Source organism: Azospirillum sp. BE72 (assembly GCF_031455875.1).
In the GTDB taxonomy this organism is placed as follows: domain Bacteria; phylum Pseudomonadota; class Alphaproteobacteria; order Azospirillales; family Azospirillaceae; genus Azospirillum.
This window is the reverse complement of sequence record NZ_JAVDTO010000005.1, coordinates 208814-225491: the sequence shown is the minus strand read 5'-3', so window position 1 is coordinate 225491 and position 16678 is coordinate 208814. Positions and strand designations below refer to the sequence as shown.

Genomic DNA, 16678 nt, shown 5'->3' with positions numbered 1-16678 from the left:
CGATGTTCCGCAAGTTCGTCTATCTGCTGGCCCTGGCGCGCGAGAAGCATTTCGGCCGCGCGGCGGAAAGCTGCCACGTCTCGCAGCCGACCCTCTCCAACGCCATCCGCCAGCTGGAGGAGGAGCTTCAGGTCCCCATCGTCGAGCGCGGTCAGAAGTTCGAAGGCTTCACGCCGGAGGGGCTGACGGTGTTGGAATACGCCCGCCGCATCGTCGGCGAGCGCGACAACCTGCGCCACGAGCTGCTGGCCCTGGCCCAGGGCGTCACCGGCCATCTGCGGGTCGGCGCCATCCCCTCCGCCCTGCCGGTGGTTCCCCATGTGCTGACGCCCTTCACCGCCCGATTCCCGCACATCCGCTCCACCGTGGTCTCGCTCAGTTCGCGCGAGATCCAGCGCGGCCTCGACGAATTTGAACTCGACGCCGCCATCACCTATCTCGACAACGAACCGCTGAACAACGTCCGCACCCTGCCGCTCTACACCGAGCGCTACCACCTGCTGGCCCACCGCGACGATCTGGCCGAGGAGCTGATCGCCGAGGGCGCCGTGACTTGGGAAACGGCGGCCGAACTGCGGCTCTGCCTGCTGACCCCGGACATGCAGAACCGCCGCATCGCCGACACCGCCTTCCGCATGACCGGCAGGACAGTGCAGCCGGCGATGGAGACCAACTCCATCGTCACCCTCTACACCATCGTCCGCGCCGGCAGCTGCGCCAGCATCGTCCCCGGCCAGCTGCTGACCTTCGTCCCCCCGCACCCGGACATCGTCGCCCTGCCGCTGGTCGATCCCGAACTCAGCCACGTCGTCGGCCTCGCCTATGCCGACCGCGACCCGCCGCCGCCGCTCGCCAAGGCTCTGGCGGTGGCGGCATCCGATGCCGACATCGCCCAGCGGGTGGCGATCAGCATTGCCGAAGCGATGATCCCCTGGCGGGTGGCGATCCGCTGACGGGCCATTCTTGATAGCCAAAAGCTATCAGCCCATCGGAAAATACAATTTGCTGGCATACCGTATCCTCCGCCACTCTGATGGTGCCGGGCGCTGAGAGACGCCCGGAAAAAGCCAACAGAGCCAAGCCAGAACGACGCCGACCTCAAGACCGGCGCGGACGATCGCAAGGAGGGATACCCGTGAACGCAAGCCATCCGTGGAGCGCTGAGCGCGCCATGACGATTGTCGAAAGCAATCGGCATCTGCGCGGCGCCCTGCTGCCGATCCTCCACGCCTTGCAGGAAGAATTCGGCTATATCGACGAACAGGCCATCCCCCTTCTGGCGACGGAGCTGAACCTCTCGCGCGCCGACGTGCATGGCGTGGTGTCCTTCTATCACGAATTCCGCCGCGAAAAGCCCGGCCGCCACATCGTCAAGGTCTGCCGGGCCGAGGCCTGCCAGTCGATGGGCGCCAACACGCTGGTCGACCACATCAAGAAGAGCCTGCAGGTCGATTTCCACGGCACCACCGCCGACGGCGCCTTCACGCTGGAACCGGTCTTCTGCCTCGGCAACTGCGCCCTCTCCCCCGCCGTCATGATCGACGAGAACCTGCACGGCCGGGTCTCCCCCGACCGCTTCGACGAACTGACGGCGGAGACGCGGACCAATCCACACGCCCACCAGCAGATCCCCCGCGCCCTCAGCCACTCCCACAAGGGTCACGCGCAATGAGCGGCCATCTGATCACCGTCTTCGTCCCGCGCGACTCCGCCGCCCTGTCGGTCGGCGCCGATGCGGTCGCCGCCGCCATCCGGGCCGAAGCCGCCAAGCGCGACCTGCCGCTGCGCATCGTCCGCAACGGCTCGCGCGGCATGCTCTACCTGGAACCGCTGGTCGAGGTGGAAACAGCGCAAGGCCGCGTCGCCTACGGTCCCATCACCGCGGCGGATGTCCCCAGCCTGTTCGACGCCGGCTTCCTGACCGGCGGGGAGCATGCGCTCGGCCACGGCCTGACCGAGGAAATCCCCTACTTCAAGAATCAGGAGCGGCTGACCTTCGCCCGCTGCGGCATCATCGATCCGCTGTCGGTCGAGGACTACCGCGCCCATGGCGGCTTCCGCGGGTTGGAGAACGCGCTGGCGATGTCCCAGGCGGAGATCGTCCAGGTGGTGACCGACAGCGGCCTGCGCGGCCGCGGCGGCGCCGGCTTCCCCACCGGCATCAAGTGGAACACGGTGATGCAGGCCAAGGCGGACGAGAAATTCGTCTGCTGCAATGCCGACGAGGGCGACAGCGGCACCTTCGCCGACCGCATGATCATCGAAGGCGACCCCTTCTGCCTGATCGAGGGCATGACCATAGCCGCCATCGCGGTGGGGGCGACCTCCGGCTACGTCTACATGCGCTCGGAATACCCGCACGCCACGGCGACCCTGCGCCACGCCATCAAGCTGGCCTATGACGAGGGCTGGCTCGGCGATAACATCCACGGTACCAACCGCAGCTTCCATCTCGACGTCCGCGTCGGCGCCGGCGCCTACATCTGTGGCGAAGAAACGGCGATGCTGGAAAGCCTGGAGGGCAAGCGCGGCATGGTCCGCGCCAAGCCGCCGCTGCCGGCGCTGGAGGGTCTGTTCGGCAAGCCGACCGTGGTCAACAACGTGCTGTCGCTCTGCTCTGTGCCGATCATCCTCGACAAGGGCGGCCAGTATTACCGCGACTTCGGCGTCGGCCGCTCGCGCGGCACGCTGCCCTTCCAGCTCGCCGGCAACATCAAGCATGGCGGCATCGTCGAGAAGGCCTTCGGCATCACCCTGCACGAACTGCTCTACGACTATGGCGGCGGCACCATCACCGGCCGTCCGATCCGCGCCGTGCAGGTCGGCGGCCCGCTCGGCGCCTATCTGCCGCCGTCGCAGTTCGACCTGCCCAAGGATTACGAGGCCTTCGCCGCGCAGGAGGCGATGGTAGGCCATGGCGGCATCGTCGTCTTCGACGACAGTGTCGACATGGCCCGGCAGGCGCGCTTCGCCATGGAGTTCTGCGTCGCCGAGTCTTGCGGCAAGTGCACCCCTTGCCGCATCGGCTCCACCCGCGGGATGGAGACGCTGGACAAGATCATCGCCGGCAAGAACGTCGACGCGAACCTGGAACTGCTCGCCGACCTCTGCGACGTGATGGTGGACGGCTCGCTCTGCGCCATGGGCGGCATGACGCCCTATCCGGTGCGCAGCGCGGTGAAGCATTTCCCGGAGGACTTCCGCAAGAAAACGCCCGCCGTCCGCGTCACCCACATCGCCGCCGAATAACGAGCGACCCAGGAGCACCCGAGATGACCCTCATCCACGAGACCGACTACGGCACCCCGGCCCGCGTCTCCGAGACCCTGGTGACGCTGGAGATCGACGGCCGCGCCATCACCGTTCCCGAAGGCACCTCCGTGATGCGCGCCGCGATGGACGCCGGCATCACCGTGCCGAAGCTCTGCGCCACCGACAGCCTGGAGCCCTTCGGCTCCTGCCGCCTCTGCGCGGTGGAGATCGAGGGGCGCCGCGGCACTCCGGCCTCCTGCACCACGCCTGTGGCGCCGGGCATGAAGGTCCACACCCAGACCGACAAACTGGCCAAGCTGCGCCGCGGCGTGATGGAGCTGTACATCTCCGACCATCCGCTCGACTGCCTGACCTGCGCCGCTAATGGCGATTGCGAGTTGCAGGACATGGCCGGCGCCGTTGGCCTGCGCAACGTCCGGTACGGTTTCGACGGCGAAAACCATCGCGCCGCCGCCAAGGACGAGAGCAACCCGTACTTCACCTTCGACGCCTCCAAGTGCATCGTCTGCTCGCGCTGCGTCCGCGCCTGTCAGGAGACCCAGGGCACCTTCGCGCTGACCATCGACGGGCGCGGCTTCGCCTCGTCGGTGTCGCCGGGCGCCAAGGAAAGCTTCATGGACAGCGAGTGCGTGTCCTGCGGCGCCTGCGTCCAGGCCTGCCCGACCGCGACGCTGACCGAGAAGTCGATCATCGAGCACGGCCAGCCGGAACACAGCGTCATCACCACCTGCGCCTATTGCGGCGTCGGCTGCTCCTTCAAGGCGGAACTGCAGGGCACCACGGTGGTCCGCATGACGCCGTGGAAGAACGGCGGCGCCAACGAGGGCCATAGCTGCGTCAAGGGCCGCTTCGCCTGGGGCTACGCCACCCACAAGGACCGCATCATGAAGCCCATGGTGCGCGAGAAGATCACCGACCCGTGGCGCGAGGTGTCGTGGGAGGAGGCGATCGCCTATGCCGCCGAGCGGCTGAAGGCGGTGCAGGCCAAGTACGGCCGCGGCTCCATCGGCGGCATCACCTCGTCGCGCTGCACCAACGAGGAGGTCTATGTCGTCCAGAAGATGATCCGGGCCGCCTTTGGCACCAACAACATCGACACCTGCGCCCGCGTCTGCCATTCGCCGACCGGCTACGGCCTGTCGCAGACCTTCGGCACCTCGGCCGGCACGCAGGATTTCCGCAGTGTCGACAAGTCCGACGTCATCCTGGTCATCGGTGCCAACCCGACCGACGGCCACCCGGTGTTTGGGTCCCGCATGAAGAAGCGTCTGCGCGCCGGGGCCAAGCTGATCGTCATCGACCCGCGCCGCATCGATCTGGTGCGCAGCCCGCACGTCAAGGCCGAATACCATCTCCAACTGCAGCCCGGCACCAACGTCGCGGTGGTGAACGCCATCGCCCACACCATCGTGACCGAGGGGCTGGTGAACCGCTCCTTCGTTGAGGAGCGCTGCGATCCCAAGGAGTTCGCGAAGTGGGAGGCGTTCATCGCCGAGCACCGCAACTCGCCGGAATATCTGGAATCGCGCACCGGCGTCCCGGCCGATCAGGTTCGCGCCGCCGCCCGTCTCTACGCCACCGGCGGCAACGCCGCGATCTACTACGGCCTGGGCGTGACCGAGCACAGCCAGGGCTCCAGCACGGTGATGGCCATCGCCAACCTCGCGATGGCGACCGGCAACATCGGCCGCGAGGGCGTCGGCGTGAACCCGCTACGCGGCCAGAACAACGTGCAGGGCTCCTGCGACATGGGCTCCTTCCCGCACGAGCTGCCGGGCTACCGCCACGTGTCGGACGATCTCGTCCGCCAGGAGTTCGAGGCCGCCTGGGGTGTCACGCTGGATCCGGAACCGGGCCTGCGCATTCCCAACATGTTCGACAGCGCGCATGACGGCAGCTTCCGCGGCCTGTTCGTGCAGGGCGAGGACATCGTCCAGTCCGATCCCAACACCACCCACGTCACTTCGGCGCTGGAATCGCTGGACATCGTCATCGTCCAGGACCTGTTCCTGAACGAGACGGCGGCCTTCGCCCATGTCTTCTTCCCCGGCACCTCCTTCCTGGAAAAGGACGGCACCTTCACCAATGCCGAGCGCCGCATCAACCGCGTCCGCAAGGCGATGCCGTCTAAAGTGGGCAAGGACGAGCATTGGGTCGCCTGCGCGCTGGCGACGGCGATGGGCTACCCGATGCATTACAGCAGCACGTCCGAGATCATGGACGAGATCGCCCGGCTGACCCCGACCTTCCGCGGCGTCAGCTTCGAGAAGCTCGACCGCGTCGGCAGCGTGCAATGGCCCTGCACCGGGCTGGAGGACGACGACACCGGCATGGCGATCATGCATGGCGAAAGCTTCGCCCGCGGCCTCGGCCGCTTCGTGATCACCGAATATGTGCCGACCGACGAGCGGACAACGCGGATGTACCCGCTGGTGCTGACCACCGGCCGCATCCTCGCCCACTACAATGTCGGCGCCCAGACCCGCCGCACCGCCAACGTCGCCTGGCATCCGGAGGACGTGCTGGAGATCAATGCGGTGGATGCCGAACTCCGCGGCGTGAAGGACGGCGACATGGTGTCGCTCGCCAGCCGCATGGGGGCCACCACGCTGCGTGCCGTCATCTCCGACCGCATGCCGGCCGGCGTCGTCTACACCACTTTCCATCACCCGGTGACCGGCGCCAACGTCATCACCACCGAGAATTCGGACTGGGCGACCAACTGCCCCGAATACAAGGTGACGGCTGTGCAGGTCGCCCGCAGCAACCAGCCTTCGGACTGGCAGGTCGATTACGCGAAGAATGGCGTCGAGCGCAAGCGCATCGCCGCTGCCAACGTCCTCGCCGCCGAATAACGTCCTGAGGAGTGGGAAGCATGACCGCGATGCCTTCAGGTTCCATCCGTCCTGACGACAGCCTCATGTGCTCCATCGCCGTCACCGGCACCGGCTTTCCCGCCGGTGTCGGGGCGGAGGAGGGCGCGGACGTCGAATGGCGGGTGCCGGAGGAAACCGCGGTCGCCTTCGAATACAACGGCCGGTCCCATGCCGTGATGATGGCGACCCCCGCCGATCTGGAAGACTTCGCGCTTGGCTTCAGCCTTGCCGAGGAGATCGTCGGGGCCGCCGATATCGAGAAAATCTCCATGCGGGAAACGCCGCTGGGCTTCGTCGTCAACCTGACGGTCGACCCGTTGCGTCTCCTGCGCGGAAGTCTGCGCAGCCGCTCCATGGAGGGGCGGAGCGGCTGTGGCCTGTGCGGCGTGGACAGTCTTGTCCACGCCGTTCGGGAGCCCCGCAGGATCGAAACCTCGCTGGAGGTGGACCCGGCCGCGGTGGCCGCCGCCTTCCGCACCCTGCCGGATCACCAGCCGATGAACCGGGCCAACCGCTCGGTCCATGCCGCCGCGTGGTGCGCGCCGGACGGGACCATCCGGCTGGCCCGCGAGGATGTCGGCCGCCACAACGCGCTGGACAAGCTGATCGGCGCCGTCGTCCGCTCGGGCGCAGACCCGGCGACGGGTTTCGTGGTGATGACCAGCCGCTGCAGCTTCGAACTGGTTCAGAAGACCGCCGCAGTGGGCATCCCGCTGCTGGCGACCATCTCGGCTCCGACGGCGCTGGCGCTGGAACTGGCGCGCAACGCCAACCTGACGCTGGGCGCGCTGTCGCGTCGCGACACCGTCATCCTGTTCCGTTGATTTTCAACCCATTCCGGAGACACCGATGAGCCACACGAACCATGCCAAGGATCTGGTCCGGATGGCGAACCAGATCGCCGTCCATTTCGCCACCTACCCGCATGACGAGGCGGTGACGGAGACGGCGACCCACATCCGCAAATTCTGGGATCCGCGCATGCGCGCCGGCCTGTTCGCCCATGTTCAGGCCGGCGGCGAAGCCGACCTGCACGAGGTTGCGCGGGGTGCGGTGGGAGTGTTGCAGGCGCGGTGAGAGATGATAAACGCCCTCTCCCGCCCCGGGAGAGGGAAACTCTCTTCTCACATCCCCGTCGATGCCGGCAGCGGCTTGACCGGTGCCGGGACCGAGGCGGAGGACAGCGGAGTCGGCGCATGGGCGGCCGGGACCGGCAGCGGCGCCGGCTTGGACAGCGGGCGCGGCGTCGACACCGGGGTGGCGGCGGTGTTGCCTGCCGGATTGGCCGACATCGCCGGAGCCGCCGAACCAGACTGGCCGGCCGGGGTGGAAAGGGTGGGCGGATCCTCGTAGATGTCGGGATGGACGCGCACCACGCCGGCGGTGTCGACCGAGGCGTTCCAATAGACGAATCGTACGGGGATGGCGTTCGGCAGCCGGATCGTCTTGGTTTCCCCGGTGTCGAGCTGCTGGCCGATGCTGGCCGGCGTGATCTTCGCGGCCCCGAGCAGCGTTTCCGCCATCATCCGGGCATCCTCCAGCCGCACGCAGCCGGAGCTGGCGGCGCGCAGGTCGCGGCTGAACAGCCTCGGATCGTTGGTGCCGTGCAGGAAGATGCCGTCGCCGTTGGTCAGGTTGAAGCGGAAGCGGCCAAGCGCGTTGTCGTCGCCCGGCTTCTGGACGATGCGGACGCGGCCGGGATCGACCCCCCACCAGTTGACCGACTGCGTGTTGACGACCTCCGTCCCGTCCAGATAGACGGCGGCGTTCTTGATGCCGGTGGTGCCCTTTTTGCGCAGGGCCGGCAGCTTGTCCTCGCTCAGCACCGTCGGCGGAACTGTCCAGGTCGGGTTGATGGTGACGCTGGTGATCTTGTCCTGCAGCAGCGGCGTCTTGCGCGACGGCCGGCCGACCACCGCGCGCATGGTGAAGCTCGGGCGGCCGTGCTCGATCAGGGTGACCGACTGGCCGGGCAGGTTGACCAGAACGGTGGTCTCGGGGATGGAGGCCTGCTGCGCCCGCATCGCCGCCGAGGCGCGGCGCAGAAGTGCGACGGTCTGGGCGGGCGTGCGGTCCATCGCCTGGCGCGTCACCTCGCCGACCTTGCCGTCGGGCTGCAGCCCTTCCGCAAGCTGGAAGGCGCGCACGGCGGTCTCGACTTCGTCGTTGAAGCTGTCGGTCCACTTGTCGGCGGGCAGGAAGCCCAGTTCGATCAGGCGGCGCGACACCCGGCCGACGCGGTCGGCCAGCGGCGAGCGCACGGTGATCACGACCGGTGGCGCCGGTTCCACCGGCTCCAGGCCGGGCAGGGTGGGGGCCTGGGCCTGCTGGACCTCCGCCGGCGGCAGCTCCACCGCCGGGGCGACGCTCTCGATCATGCCGCCGTCGCCTTTCTTGACGACGGCGCCATAGCCGATGCGGGTGGCTTGCGCCTTGGGCGCGTTCTGGATTTCCAACGCGCGCCGTTCCAGCGCCGCGGCCCAGCCGGCGACCAGCGGAGGCTTGGCGGCCTGCGCCGCCTCCTTCTGCGGTGCGGCCAGGGCAGGACCGCTCAGGATGACGCCGACCAGCCCGCCGACCATGCAGAGGGCGGCGGCGCGGCGGGAGATCAGGCGGCGGTGATCATGCATGGCGATGGGACCGGAACGTGAACGGATAGGATCGAGCGCTGTATCCTTCAGCCAGCCATCCGGGATCCGCAAGCGACATTTGGTGTCGTCAGCTCTGCTGTTCACACTGTTGCTCCCGTGCATCGCCCCGTCACTCGCGGGAGGCCGTCTTCGTTACACGCCTTCATCAGACAGGTGGACGCCGCCGCATCGGTTTTATTCCGAACCGCCGTCGGCGGTACCGCTGGAAATGCTGAGGCGTGGCCGTATGTGTCATTTGACGTAGATACGGTCTTTCGCATGCGCGGTAGCCTTTCTTCCGACGATGTGGCGAAGCCCCGGAACAACCGGGGTGCCAATGGAAGGGGGCAACTTCATGCGGACCAAGCAACTGACGTCGAGCTTCGGGATCAGCGCGCTGGCCGGTCTGGCCATGGGTGCGATGGCGGCGATGTCCGCGCCGGCGATGGCGCAGGACACGATCAAGGTGGGCATCCTGCATTCCCTGTCCGGCACGATGGCGATCAGCGAGACGACGTTGAAGGACGTCATGCTGATGCTGATCGACGAGCAGAACAAGAAGGGCGGCCTGCTGGGCAAGAAGCTGGAGCCGGTGGTGGTCGATCCGGCCTCCAACTGGCCGCTGTTCGCCGAGAAGGCGCGCGAGCTGATCAGCAAGGACAAGGTGTCGGCCGTGTTCGGCTGCTGGACCTCGGTCAGCCGCAAGTCGGTGCTGCCGGTGTTCGAGGAGCTGAACAACATCCTCTTCTACCCGGTCCAGTATGAGGGCGAGGAGTCCTCCCGCAACGTCTTCTACACCGGCGCCGCCCCCAACCAGCAGGCGGTCCCGGCCGTCGATTACCTGATGGAGAAGGAGAAGGTCCAGCGGTGGGTGCTGGCCGGCACCGACTACGTCTATCCGCGCACGACCAACAAGATCCTCGAAGCCTACCTGAAGAGCAAGGGCGTCAAGCCCGAGGACATCATGATCAACTACACGCCATTCGGTCATTCCGACTGGCAGTCGATCGTGGCGGACATCAAGAAGTTCGGGTCGGCCGGCAAGAAGACCGCCGTCGTCTCCACCATCAACGGCGACGCCAACGTTCCCTTCTACAAGGAACTGGGCAACCAGGGCGTGAAGGCGCAGGACATCCCGGTCGTCGCCTTCTCCGTCGGCGAGGAAGAGCTGGCCGGCATCGACACCAAGCCGCTGCTGGGCCATCTGGCCGCCTGGAACTACTTCCAGTCGGTGGAGACGCCGTCGAACAGCGACTTCATCAAGGCCTGGAAGGCCTACACCAAGAACGACAAGCGCGTCACCAACGACCCGATGGAAGCCCACTACATCGGCTTCAACATGTGGGTGAAGGCGGTCGAGGCGGCCGGCACGACCGAGCCGGACAAGGTCATCGACGCCATGGTCGGCGTGGCCGTGCCCAACCTGACCGGCGGCTATTCGGCGATGCTGCCGAACCACCACATCACCAAGCCGGTCCTGATCGGCGAAGTGCAGGAGAACGGCCAGTTCGACGTCGTCTCCAAGACCTCGGGCCTCGTCCCGGGCGACGAGTGGTCGGACTTCCTGCCGGACAGCAAGGACCTGATCGCCGACTGGCGCAAGCCGATGTCCTGCGGCAACTTCAACGTGAAGACCGGCAAGTGCGGCGGCAAGGGGACCTGAGGGCTGGTGTCCGTCCTCTGATTTGAGTGGTCGCGACGCTTGCCCCCACCCCGACCCTCCCCCGCTCTCGGCCGACCGAAGGTCGGTCCGACGCAGGGGAGGGAGAGATCCCCTCCCCCGCCGAGAGCGGGGGAGGGCTAGGGTGGGGGCAAGCGTCGCACGTCTGTAAGCCCCCGCACCGAAGGACCCGCGATGCGACGCGCTCTCCGCTGGCTGATGGCGCTCTGTGTGGTGGTCGCCACATCGACCGCCGCATTCGCCGCCGACCTCCGTCCTCTCGTCCAGGCCCTGGGCAGCGGCGGCTATTCCGGAACCGAAAAGGCCCTGGCGCAATTGTCGGAGGCCGGCGACCCGGCCGCCGTGCCGGTGATCGAGGCGCTCCAGGCCGGCGACCTCTTCGTACGCAAGGCCGATGGCGCCGTCGTCATCGCCCGCAAGGCCGGTGACACCTATACCCTGACCGACCCGCTGACCCGCGCCGCCCTCGGCGATGCGCCGGCCGCCGCGGTCGAGAAGATCCGCATCAACAATGCGCTCCGCCGTGCCATCAGCGCCTCGCTTGGCGCCCTCACCCTGATGAGCCCGGATGCCGGCGTCCGCCGCTACGCCGCCGATGCGGTGTTCAAGAGCCGCGACGCCCAGGCGCTGGAAACGTTGAACGCCGCCATCGCCAAGGAACAGGACAAGGGTGTCCGCGCCGCCATGGAGCAGGCGCGCGCCGCCATCCTGCTGACCGGCGAGGCCGCGTCGAAGATGAGCGATGCCGAAATCCAGTCGGCGACCGACACGCTGACCGCCCGCGGCGACCGCGACGCGCTGGTGCTGCTGAACATGGTCGCCGGCTCCGGCGCGTCGGATGTCACCAAGCGGTCTGCCGCCGCCGCCGTCTCCACCCTGGAACAGAAACTGGCCTTCTGGGCCGCCTTGCAGAATCTCTGGTACGGGCTGTCGCTGGGCTCGGTGCTGCTGCTGGCCGCCATTGGCCTTGCCGTCACCTTCGGCGTGATGGGCGTCATCAACATGGCCCATGGCGAGATGGTGATGATCGGCGCCTACACCACCTTCCTGGTGCAGGAAGCCTTCCGCGCCTACGCTCCCGGCCTGTTCGACCTGTCGATCCTGGTGGCGCTGCCCGCCGCTTTCCTCGTGTCCGGCGGCGTCGGCATCGTCATCGAGCGCAGTGTGATCCGCTGGCTCTACGGCCGTCCGCTGGAAACGCTGCTCGCCACCTGGGGCCTGTCGCTGGCGCTGCAGCAGGCGGTGCGCAGCATCTTCGGCCCGACCAACCGCGAGGTGGGGGCACCCAGTTGGATGTCCGGCGCCTTCGAACTGGGCGGCCTGACCATCACCTATGGACGGCTGTGGATCGTCATCTTCGCCTTTACCGTCTTCGCGGCCCTGCTGGTGGCGCTGAAGCGCACCTGGTTCGGCCTGTCGATCCGGGCGGTGACGCAGAACCGGCCGATGGCCAACGCCATGGGCATCCGCACCGCGCGGGTCGATGCGCTGACCTTCGGGCTCGGCTCCGGCATCGCCGGGCTGGCCGGGGTGGCGCTGAGCCAGATCGACAATGTCAGCCCGAACCTGGGGCAGGGCTACATCATCGACAGCTTCATGGTCGTGGTGTTCGGCGGGGTGGGCAACCTGTGGGGCACGCTGGTCGGCGCGCTGACGCTGGGCTCCATCAACAAGTTCCTCGAACCCTATGCCGGTGCCGTGCTGGGCAAGATCCTGGTGCTGATCTTCATCATCCTGTTCATCCAACGGCGTCCGCGCGGCCTGTTCGCGCTGAAGGGCCGCGCGGTGGAGGCCTGATCCGATGCTGCTGCGCTTTTTCCTGATGGGGCTGGACCGCAAGGCCGGAATCGTTCTGACGATCCTCGCATTCCTGGCGGTGGCGGTTCCGGTGATGACGCTGTGGGTGCCGGCGGACTCGCCCTTCCACCTGTCGGTCTTCACCGTCTCGCTGCTGGGCAAATACCTGTGCTTCGCGCTGCTGGCGCTGGCGCTCGATCTGGTGTGGGGCTATTGCGGCATCCTGTCGCTCGGCCATGCCGCTTTCTTCGCGCTCGGCGGCTATGCCATGGGCATGTACCTGATGCGGCAGATCGGCCCGCGCGGCGTCTATGGCAACCCGGAGCTGCCCGACTTCATGGTGTTCCTGAACTGGACGGAGCTGCCCTGGTACTGGTGGGGTTTCGACCAGTTCTGGTTCGCGGCGCTGATGGTGCTGGCGGTGCCGGGTGCCCTGGCCTTCGCCTTCGGCTGGTTCGCCTTCCGCAGCCGCGTCACCGGCGTCTACCTGTCCATCATCACCCAGGCGCTGACCTTTGCTCTGCTGCTGGCCTTCTTCCGCAACGACATGGGCTTCGGCGGCAACAACGGCCTGACCGACTTCAAGGACATTCTCGGCTACGACATCCAGGCCGACACCACCCGCGTCGCGCTGTTCGTGGCGACGGTGGCGGCGCTGGCGTTCTCCTACATGATTGCGTCCGGCGTCATCGCGTCCAAGCTGGGCAAGGTGCTGGTGGCATTGCGCGACGCCGAGAGCCGCGTCCGCTTCATGGGCTACGACACGGAAAGCTACAAGCTGTTCGCCTGGACCCTGTCGGCCTGCATGGCCGGCGTCGCGGGTGCCCTCTACGTCCCGCAGGTCGGCATCATCAACCCGTCGGAGTTCGCCCCGGCCAGTTCGATCGAGGCGGTGATCTGGGTCGCGGTCGGCGGGCGCGGCACGCTGGCCGGCGGCATCCTGGGCGCGGTGCTGGTCAACATGGGCAAGAGCTATTTCACCGGCGCCCTGCCGGAGCTGTGGCTGTTCGCGCTCGGCGGCCTGTTCGTGGCGGTCACACTCTTCCTGCCCAAGGGCCTGCTCGGGCTGTGGGGCCAACTGACCGCGAAGCTGCCGCGCCGCAACAAGACGGCCTCCCTCCCCAACGCCCAAACCGCAAACCAGACCGCTGGCCAGAAGGGAGCCTGACCCATGAGCGCGGAATCGACCCTTCTCTATCTCGACGGCGTGTCGGTCAGCTTCGACGGCTTCAAGGCGCTGAACAGCCTGTCTCTGGTGATGATGCCTGGCGAGATGCGGGCGATCATCGGCCCCAACGGCGCCGGCAAGACCACCATGATGGACGTCATCACCGGCAAGACCCGCCCCGACACCGGCACCATCCTGTTCGAGGGCGCCACCGACCTGACCCGCCTGCGCGAGGCGGCCATCGCCAACCTCGGCATCGGCCGCAAGTTCCAGCGCCCGACCGTCTTCGAACCGCACACTGTGTGGGACAACCTCGAACTGGCGTTGAAGGCGCCGCGCCGGCCGTTGAAGACGCTGACCTACGCCATCAGCCGCGACGACCGCGCCCGGATCGAGGAGATCCTGGACATCACCCGTCTGTCGCCCTTGCGCAGCCGCCAGGCCGGCAGCCTGTCGCACGGGCAGAAGCAGTGGCTGGAGATCGGCATGCTGCTGGCCCAGGACCCCAAGCTTCTGCTGGTGGACGAGCCGGTGGCCGGCATGACCGACGCCGAGACCGAACAGACGGCGGAACTGCTGTGCAGCATCGCCGGCAAGCATTCGGTGATCGTGGTGGAGCATGACATGAGCTTCGTCCGCGCCCTCGGCGTCAAGGTGACGGTGCTGGCCGAAGGCTCCGTGCTGGCCGAAGGCTCGCTGGACTCGGTCAGCGCCAACAGCCAGGTCATCGACACCTATCTCGGCCGCTGACGGGAGACCCCATGATGCTGGATATTCGTTCTCTCGATCTGCATTACGGCGCCGCCCAGGCCCTGCGCGGCGTTTCCATGAAGGCCGAAATCGGCAAGGTCACCTGTCTGGTCGGCCGCAACGGCGTCGGCAAATCCAGCCTGCTGCGCGCCATCGTCGGGCTGAAGCCGGTGTCCGGCGGTTCCATCGGCTGGGACGGCGCCGACGTGACGAAGATGGCACCGGCCGACCGGGCGCGCCGCGGCATCGCCTATGTGCCGCAGGGGCGCGAGATTTTCCCGCTGCTGACGGTGCGGGAAAACCTGCTGACCGGCTACGCCCCGCTGCCGCGGTCGCAACGCTCCATCCCCGACGAAGTGTTCGAGCTGTTTCCGGTCCTGAAATCCATGCTGGACCGCCGTGGCGGCGATTTGTCGGGCGGGCAGCAGCAGCAGCTCGCCATCGGTCGCGCCCTGGTGACCCGCCCGCGCCTGCTGGTGCTGGACGAGCCGACCGAGGGTATCCAGCCCTCCATCATCAAGGACATCGGCCGCGCCATCTCTTACCTGCGCGACAAGGGCACCATGGCGATCCTGCTGGTGGAGCAGTATTTCGACTTCGCCCGCGACCTTGCCGACGACTGGGTGGTGATGGAGCGTGGCGAGGTGATGCTGTCCGGCCCGCGCAGCGGCCTGGACGAGCAGGAGGTGCGCAAATATCTGACGGTATAATGCCGATGGCGGCGATCTTCGGCCGGTTAACTGCGGAATATTCGGCCTTCCATTGCGTCCTTGGTCCATCGGGCCTGCCGTCCGGCGGGCTTGTTTCGGGAGGAACCGCGCAATGAAGTCCGCAATCCGCGCTACCGTCGCCGCCGTCGGCCTGGGCGCCGTCCTGTTCGCCGCCCCGGCCTTCGCTCAGGACAAGGAACCGGCCATGATGGGGAAGACCGCGATGGGTCCCGTCCTGACCGACGCGAAGGGCATGACGCTCTACGTCTTCGACAAGGATACGGCAGGCAAGTCGGCCTGCAACGGCCCTTGCGCGACGAACTGGCCGCCGCTGATGGCTCCCGCCTCCGCCAAGCCGATGGGCAAATACACCGTCGTCACCCGCGACGATGGATCCAAGCAATGGGCCTACGACGGCAAGCCGCTCTATACCTGGGCCAAGGATGCCAAGCCCGGCGACACCACCGGTGACGGTGTGAACAACGTCTGGCACGTGGCGAAGCCGTAACGTCCGTTCCATCGCGGCGTCGCGGCGACTGTCGCTCAGCGCCGCGACGCGACATTCGCCGGGAGTATGCTTACCCGGTCGAGGTAATGCGCAAACGTCGACTTCGCAGGCCGCGCTCTTTAATGGTCGTTAAGGATCGTAACTGCATGATGGCGTCAACGTCATCTTGCTCATGGAGCAGCAGGCCATGTCGATCTACAACGCCACCTCTTTCGAAGCCGCCCCGTCCGCCGAGCCGAAAATCCGCAAGATGCGCGGGTTGCCGCGTCTGGCCGTGTGGACGGTGATGATCGGCGCGCCGTGGGTGGTGATCGTGCAGGCGGTGCGCCTGATCTTCTGAGAGTTCGTCTCAGAACGGCGCACCCCCATCCTTCACGTACCTACTGAGTGGGTGCCACCCACGGTTCCAGCGCACCGACCTTCTTGGCCCGCTTCTCGTCGGCCGAGAGTTTGAAATTATGACCGTAGGGCGCACTCTCGAACGAGCCGTAGCCGGGATTGGCCAGCATCAGCCAGTCGCGCCCGAAACGCTCCTTCGCCGCTTCATAAGCCTTCAGCCGCTCCGCGTCGCTGCCGTTGTAGGCGTCGGAGAAGTCGCCGAAATTGTCGCCGAACAGCAGGACGATCCGGTAATCCTTGGCAATGGCCGCGCGCCGCGTGCTCTTGGCCGAACCCCAGTCGGGCTTTTCCTTGGACATCAGGAAGGTATCGACGTTGCCGCCAATCGGGAATCCCAAAGCCTGCGCGTTGCGGCGGGTCGGCTCTTCCTGGTCGGCGCTGCGGTTGGTGACGTAGAAAACCTTGACGCCCTTCGACTCGGCATACTGGGTGAACTCCACCGCGCCCGGCACCGCCGTCGCCTTTTCCGCCTTCACCCAGGCATCCCAGGTCTTGGGCGAGAAGTCGGTGCCGGTGGTCACGAGCCCGGTCTGATAGGCGGAGTTGTCCATCGCCGTTTCGTCCAGGTCCAGCACAACGGCCGGCGGCAGATCCTGGTAATTGCCGGCCTGCTCGGTCGCCGCGGTCCAGTTCCTGTCGGCCAGCGCCTTGTCCAACTGGATTTTGCCCAGCGCATAGACCGCCAGCGCGTTGGCCTTGTATTCGACCGAGCGCTGCATCCACAGCTCGGCGTTCAGCAGGTCGTTCTGGGGCACCGGACCCTGCGTAGCCGGATCGGCGGCAATGGCTGGGCCGGCGAGAAGGGAGAGGACAACCGCACCGGGCAGCAGCGACCAGCGCCCGGAACAGGCGGATTTGCGCATCGACACACCCATCCATCAAGTGT

At 67.0% G+C, this 16678-nt stretch carries 15 protein-coding genes; 13 read left to right on the top strand and 2 right to left on the bottom strand.

Annotated elements, in window-relative coordinates; genetic code table 11:
• Positions 1 to 2 precede the first annotated feature (2 nt).
• The 6 genes from J2Y49_RS17310 to J2Y49_RS17285 all read left to right on the top strand — a co-directional run bounded on the left by J2Y49_RS17310 (position 3) and on the right by J2Y49_RS17285 (position 7226).
• The gene (locus tag J2Y49_RS17310; RefSeq protein WP_310116097.1) at positions 3 to 953 is read left to right on the top strand and encodes a LysR family transcriptional regulator; all 951 of its coding nucleotides are present in this window, start codon (positions 3 to 5) and stop codon (positions 951 to 953) included.
• Between the two features lie 182 nt (positions 954 to 1135).
• Positions 1136 to 1672 carry a formate dehydrogenase subunit gamma gene (locus tag J2Y49_RS17305; protein WP_310116096.1) on the top strand — a complete coding sequence of 179 codons (537 nt, stop codon included), beginning with the start codon at positions 1136 to 1138 and terminating at the stop codon, positions 1670 to 1672.
• A complete protein-coding gene (locus tag J2Y49_RS17300) occupies positions 1669 to 3249 on the top strand; it encodes an NADH-quinone oxidoreductase subunit NuoF (RefSeq protein WP_310116095.1) in 1581 nt (526 codons plus the stop codon). Before J2Y49_RS17305 ends, J2Y49_RS17300 begins: the two co-directional genes overlap by 4 nt.
• A 23-nt stretch (positions 3250 to 3272) precedes the next feature.
• Positions 3273 to 6128: a formate dehydrogenase subunit alpha gene (gene fdhF, locus J2Y49_RS17295; RefSeq protein ID WP_310116094.1), complete on the top strand. Its 2856-nt coding sequence runs from the start codon at positions 3273 to 3275 to the stop codon at positions 6126 to 6128.
• Between the two features lie 20 nt (positions 6129 to 6148).
• Entirely contained in the window at positions 6149 to 6973 is an 825-nt protein-coding gene (gene fdhD, locus J2Y49_RS17290; protein WP_310116093.1) for a formate dehydrogenase accessory sulfurtransferase FdhD, read from the top strand.
• Between the two features lie 25 nt (positions 6974 to 6998).
• A complete protein-coding gene (locus J2Y49_RS17285) occupies positions 6999 to 7226 on the top strand; it encodes a formate dehydrogenase subunit delta (RefSeq protein ID WP_014187860.1) in 228 nt (75 codons plus the stop codon).
• A 47-nt stretch (positions 7227 to 7273) separates the two neighbouring features.
• On the opposite strand, the gene J2Y49_RS17280 is transcribed toward J2Y49_RS17285, so the two are convergent.
• Positions 7274 to 8779: a L,D-transpeptidase family protein gene (locus J2Y49_RS17280; protein WP_310116092.1), complete on the bottom strand. Its 1506-nt coding sequence runs from the start codon at positions 8777 to 8779 to the stop codon at positions 7274 to 7276.
• A 355-nt stretch (positions 8780 to 9134) separates the two neighbouring features.
• Here J2Y49_RS17280 and urtA point away from each other — a divergent pair, with 355 nt between their 5' ends.
• The 7 genes from urtA to J2Y49_RS17245 all read left to right on the top strand — a co-directional run bounded on the left by urtA (position 9135) and on the right by J2Y49_RS17245 (position 15733).
• Positions 9135 to 10442, top strand: a complete 1308-nt coding sequence (gene urtA, locus J2Y49_RS17275; protein ID WP_310116091.1) for an urea ABC transporter substrate-binding protein — start codon at positions 9135 to 9137, stop codon at positions 10440 to 10442.
• A 192-nt stretch (positions 10443 to 10634) separates the two neighbouring features.
• Positions 10635 to 12257 carry an urea ABC transporter permease subunit UrtB gene (gene urtB, locus J2Y49_RS17270; protein WP_310116090.1) on the top strand — a complete coding sequence of 541 codons (1623 nt, stop codon included), beginning with the start codon at positions 10635 to 10637 and terminating at the stop codon, positions 12255 to 12257.
• 4 nt (positions 12258 to 12261) lie between these two features.
• The gene (gene urtC / locus J2Y49_RS17265; RefSeq protein WP_310116089.1) at positions 12262 to 13425 is read left to right on the top strand and encodes an urea ABC transporter permease subunit UrtC; all 1164 of its coding nucleotides are present in this window, start codon (positions 12262 to 12264) and stop codon (positions 13423 to 13425) included.
• A gap of 3 nt (positions 13426 to 13428) precedes the next feature.
• Positions 13429 to 14175: an urea ABC transporter ATP-binding protein UrtD gene (urtD, locus tag J2Y49_RS17260; RefSeq protein ID WP_310116088.1), complete on the top strand. Its 747-nt coding sequence runs from the start codon at positions 13429 to 13431 to the stop codon at positions 14173 to 14175.
• A gap of 14 nt (positions 14176 to 14189) precedes the next feature.
• Positions 14190 to 14885, top strand: a complete 696-nt coding sequence (gene urtE / locus J2Y49_RS17255) for an urea ABC transporter ATP-binding subunit UrtE (protein ID WP_108548032.1) — start codon at positions 14190 to 14192, stop codon at positions 14883 to 14885.
• A 112-nt stretch (positions 14886 to 14997) separates the two neighbouring features.
• Positions 14998 to 15393, top strand: a complete 396-nt coding sequence (locus J2Y49_RS17250) for a hypothetical protein (RefSeq protein ID WP_310116087.1) — start codon at positions 14998 to 15000, stop codon at positions 15391 to 15393.
• 187 nt (positions 15394 to 15580) lie between these two features.
• Positions 15581 to 15733 carry a hypothetical protein gene (locus J2Y49_RS17245; protein ID WP_188092578.1) on the top strand — a complete coding sequence of 51 codons (153 nt, stop codon included), beginning with the start codon at positions 15581 to 15583 and terminating at the stop codon, positions 15731 to 15733.
• 40 nt (positions 15734 to 15773) lie between these two features.
• On the opposite strand, the gene J2Y49_RS17240 is transcribed toward J2Y49_RS17245, so the two are convergent.
• Complete coding sequence (locus tag J2Y49_RS17240) at positions 15774 to 16655, bottom strand: 5'-nucleotidase, lipoprotein e(P4) family (RefSeq protein ID WP_310116086.1); 882 nt, start codon at positions 16653 to 16655, stop codon at positions 15774 to 15776.
• Positions 16656 to 16678 lie beyond the last annotated feature (23 nt).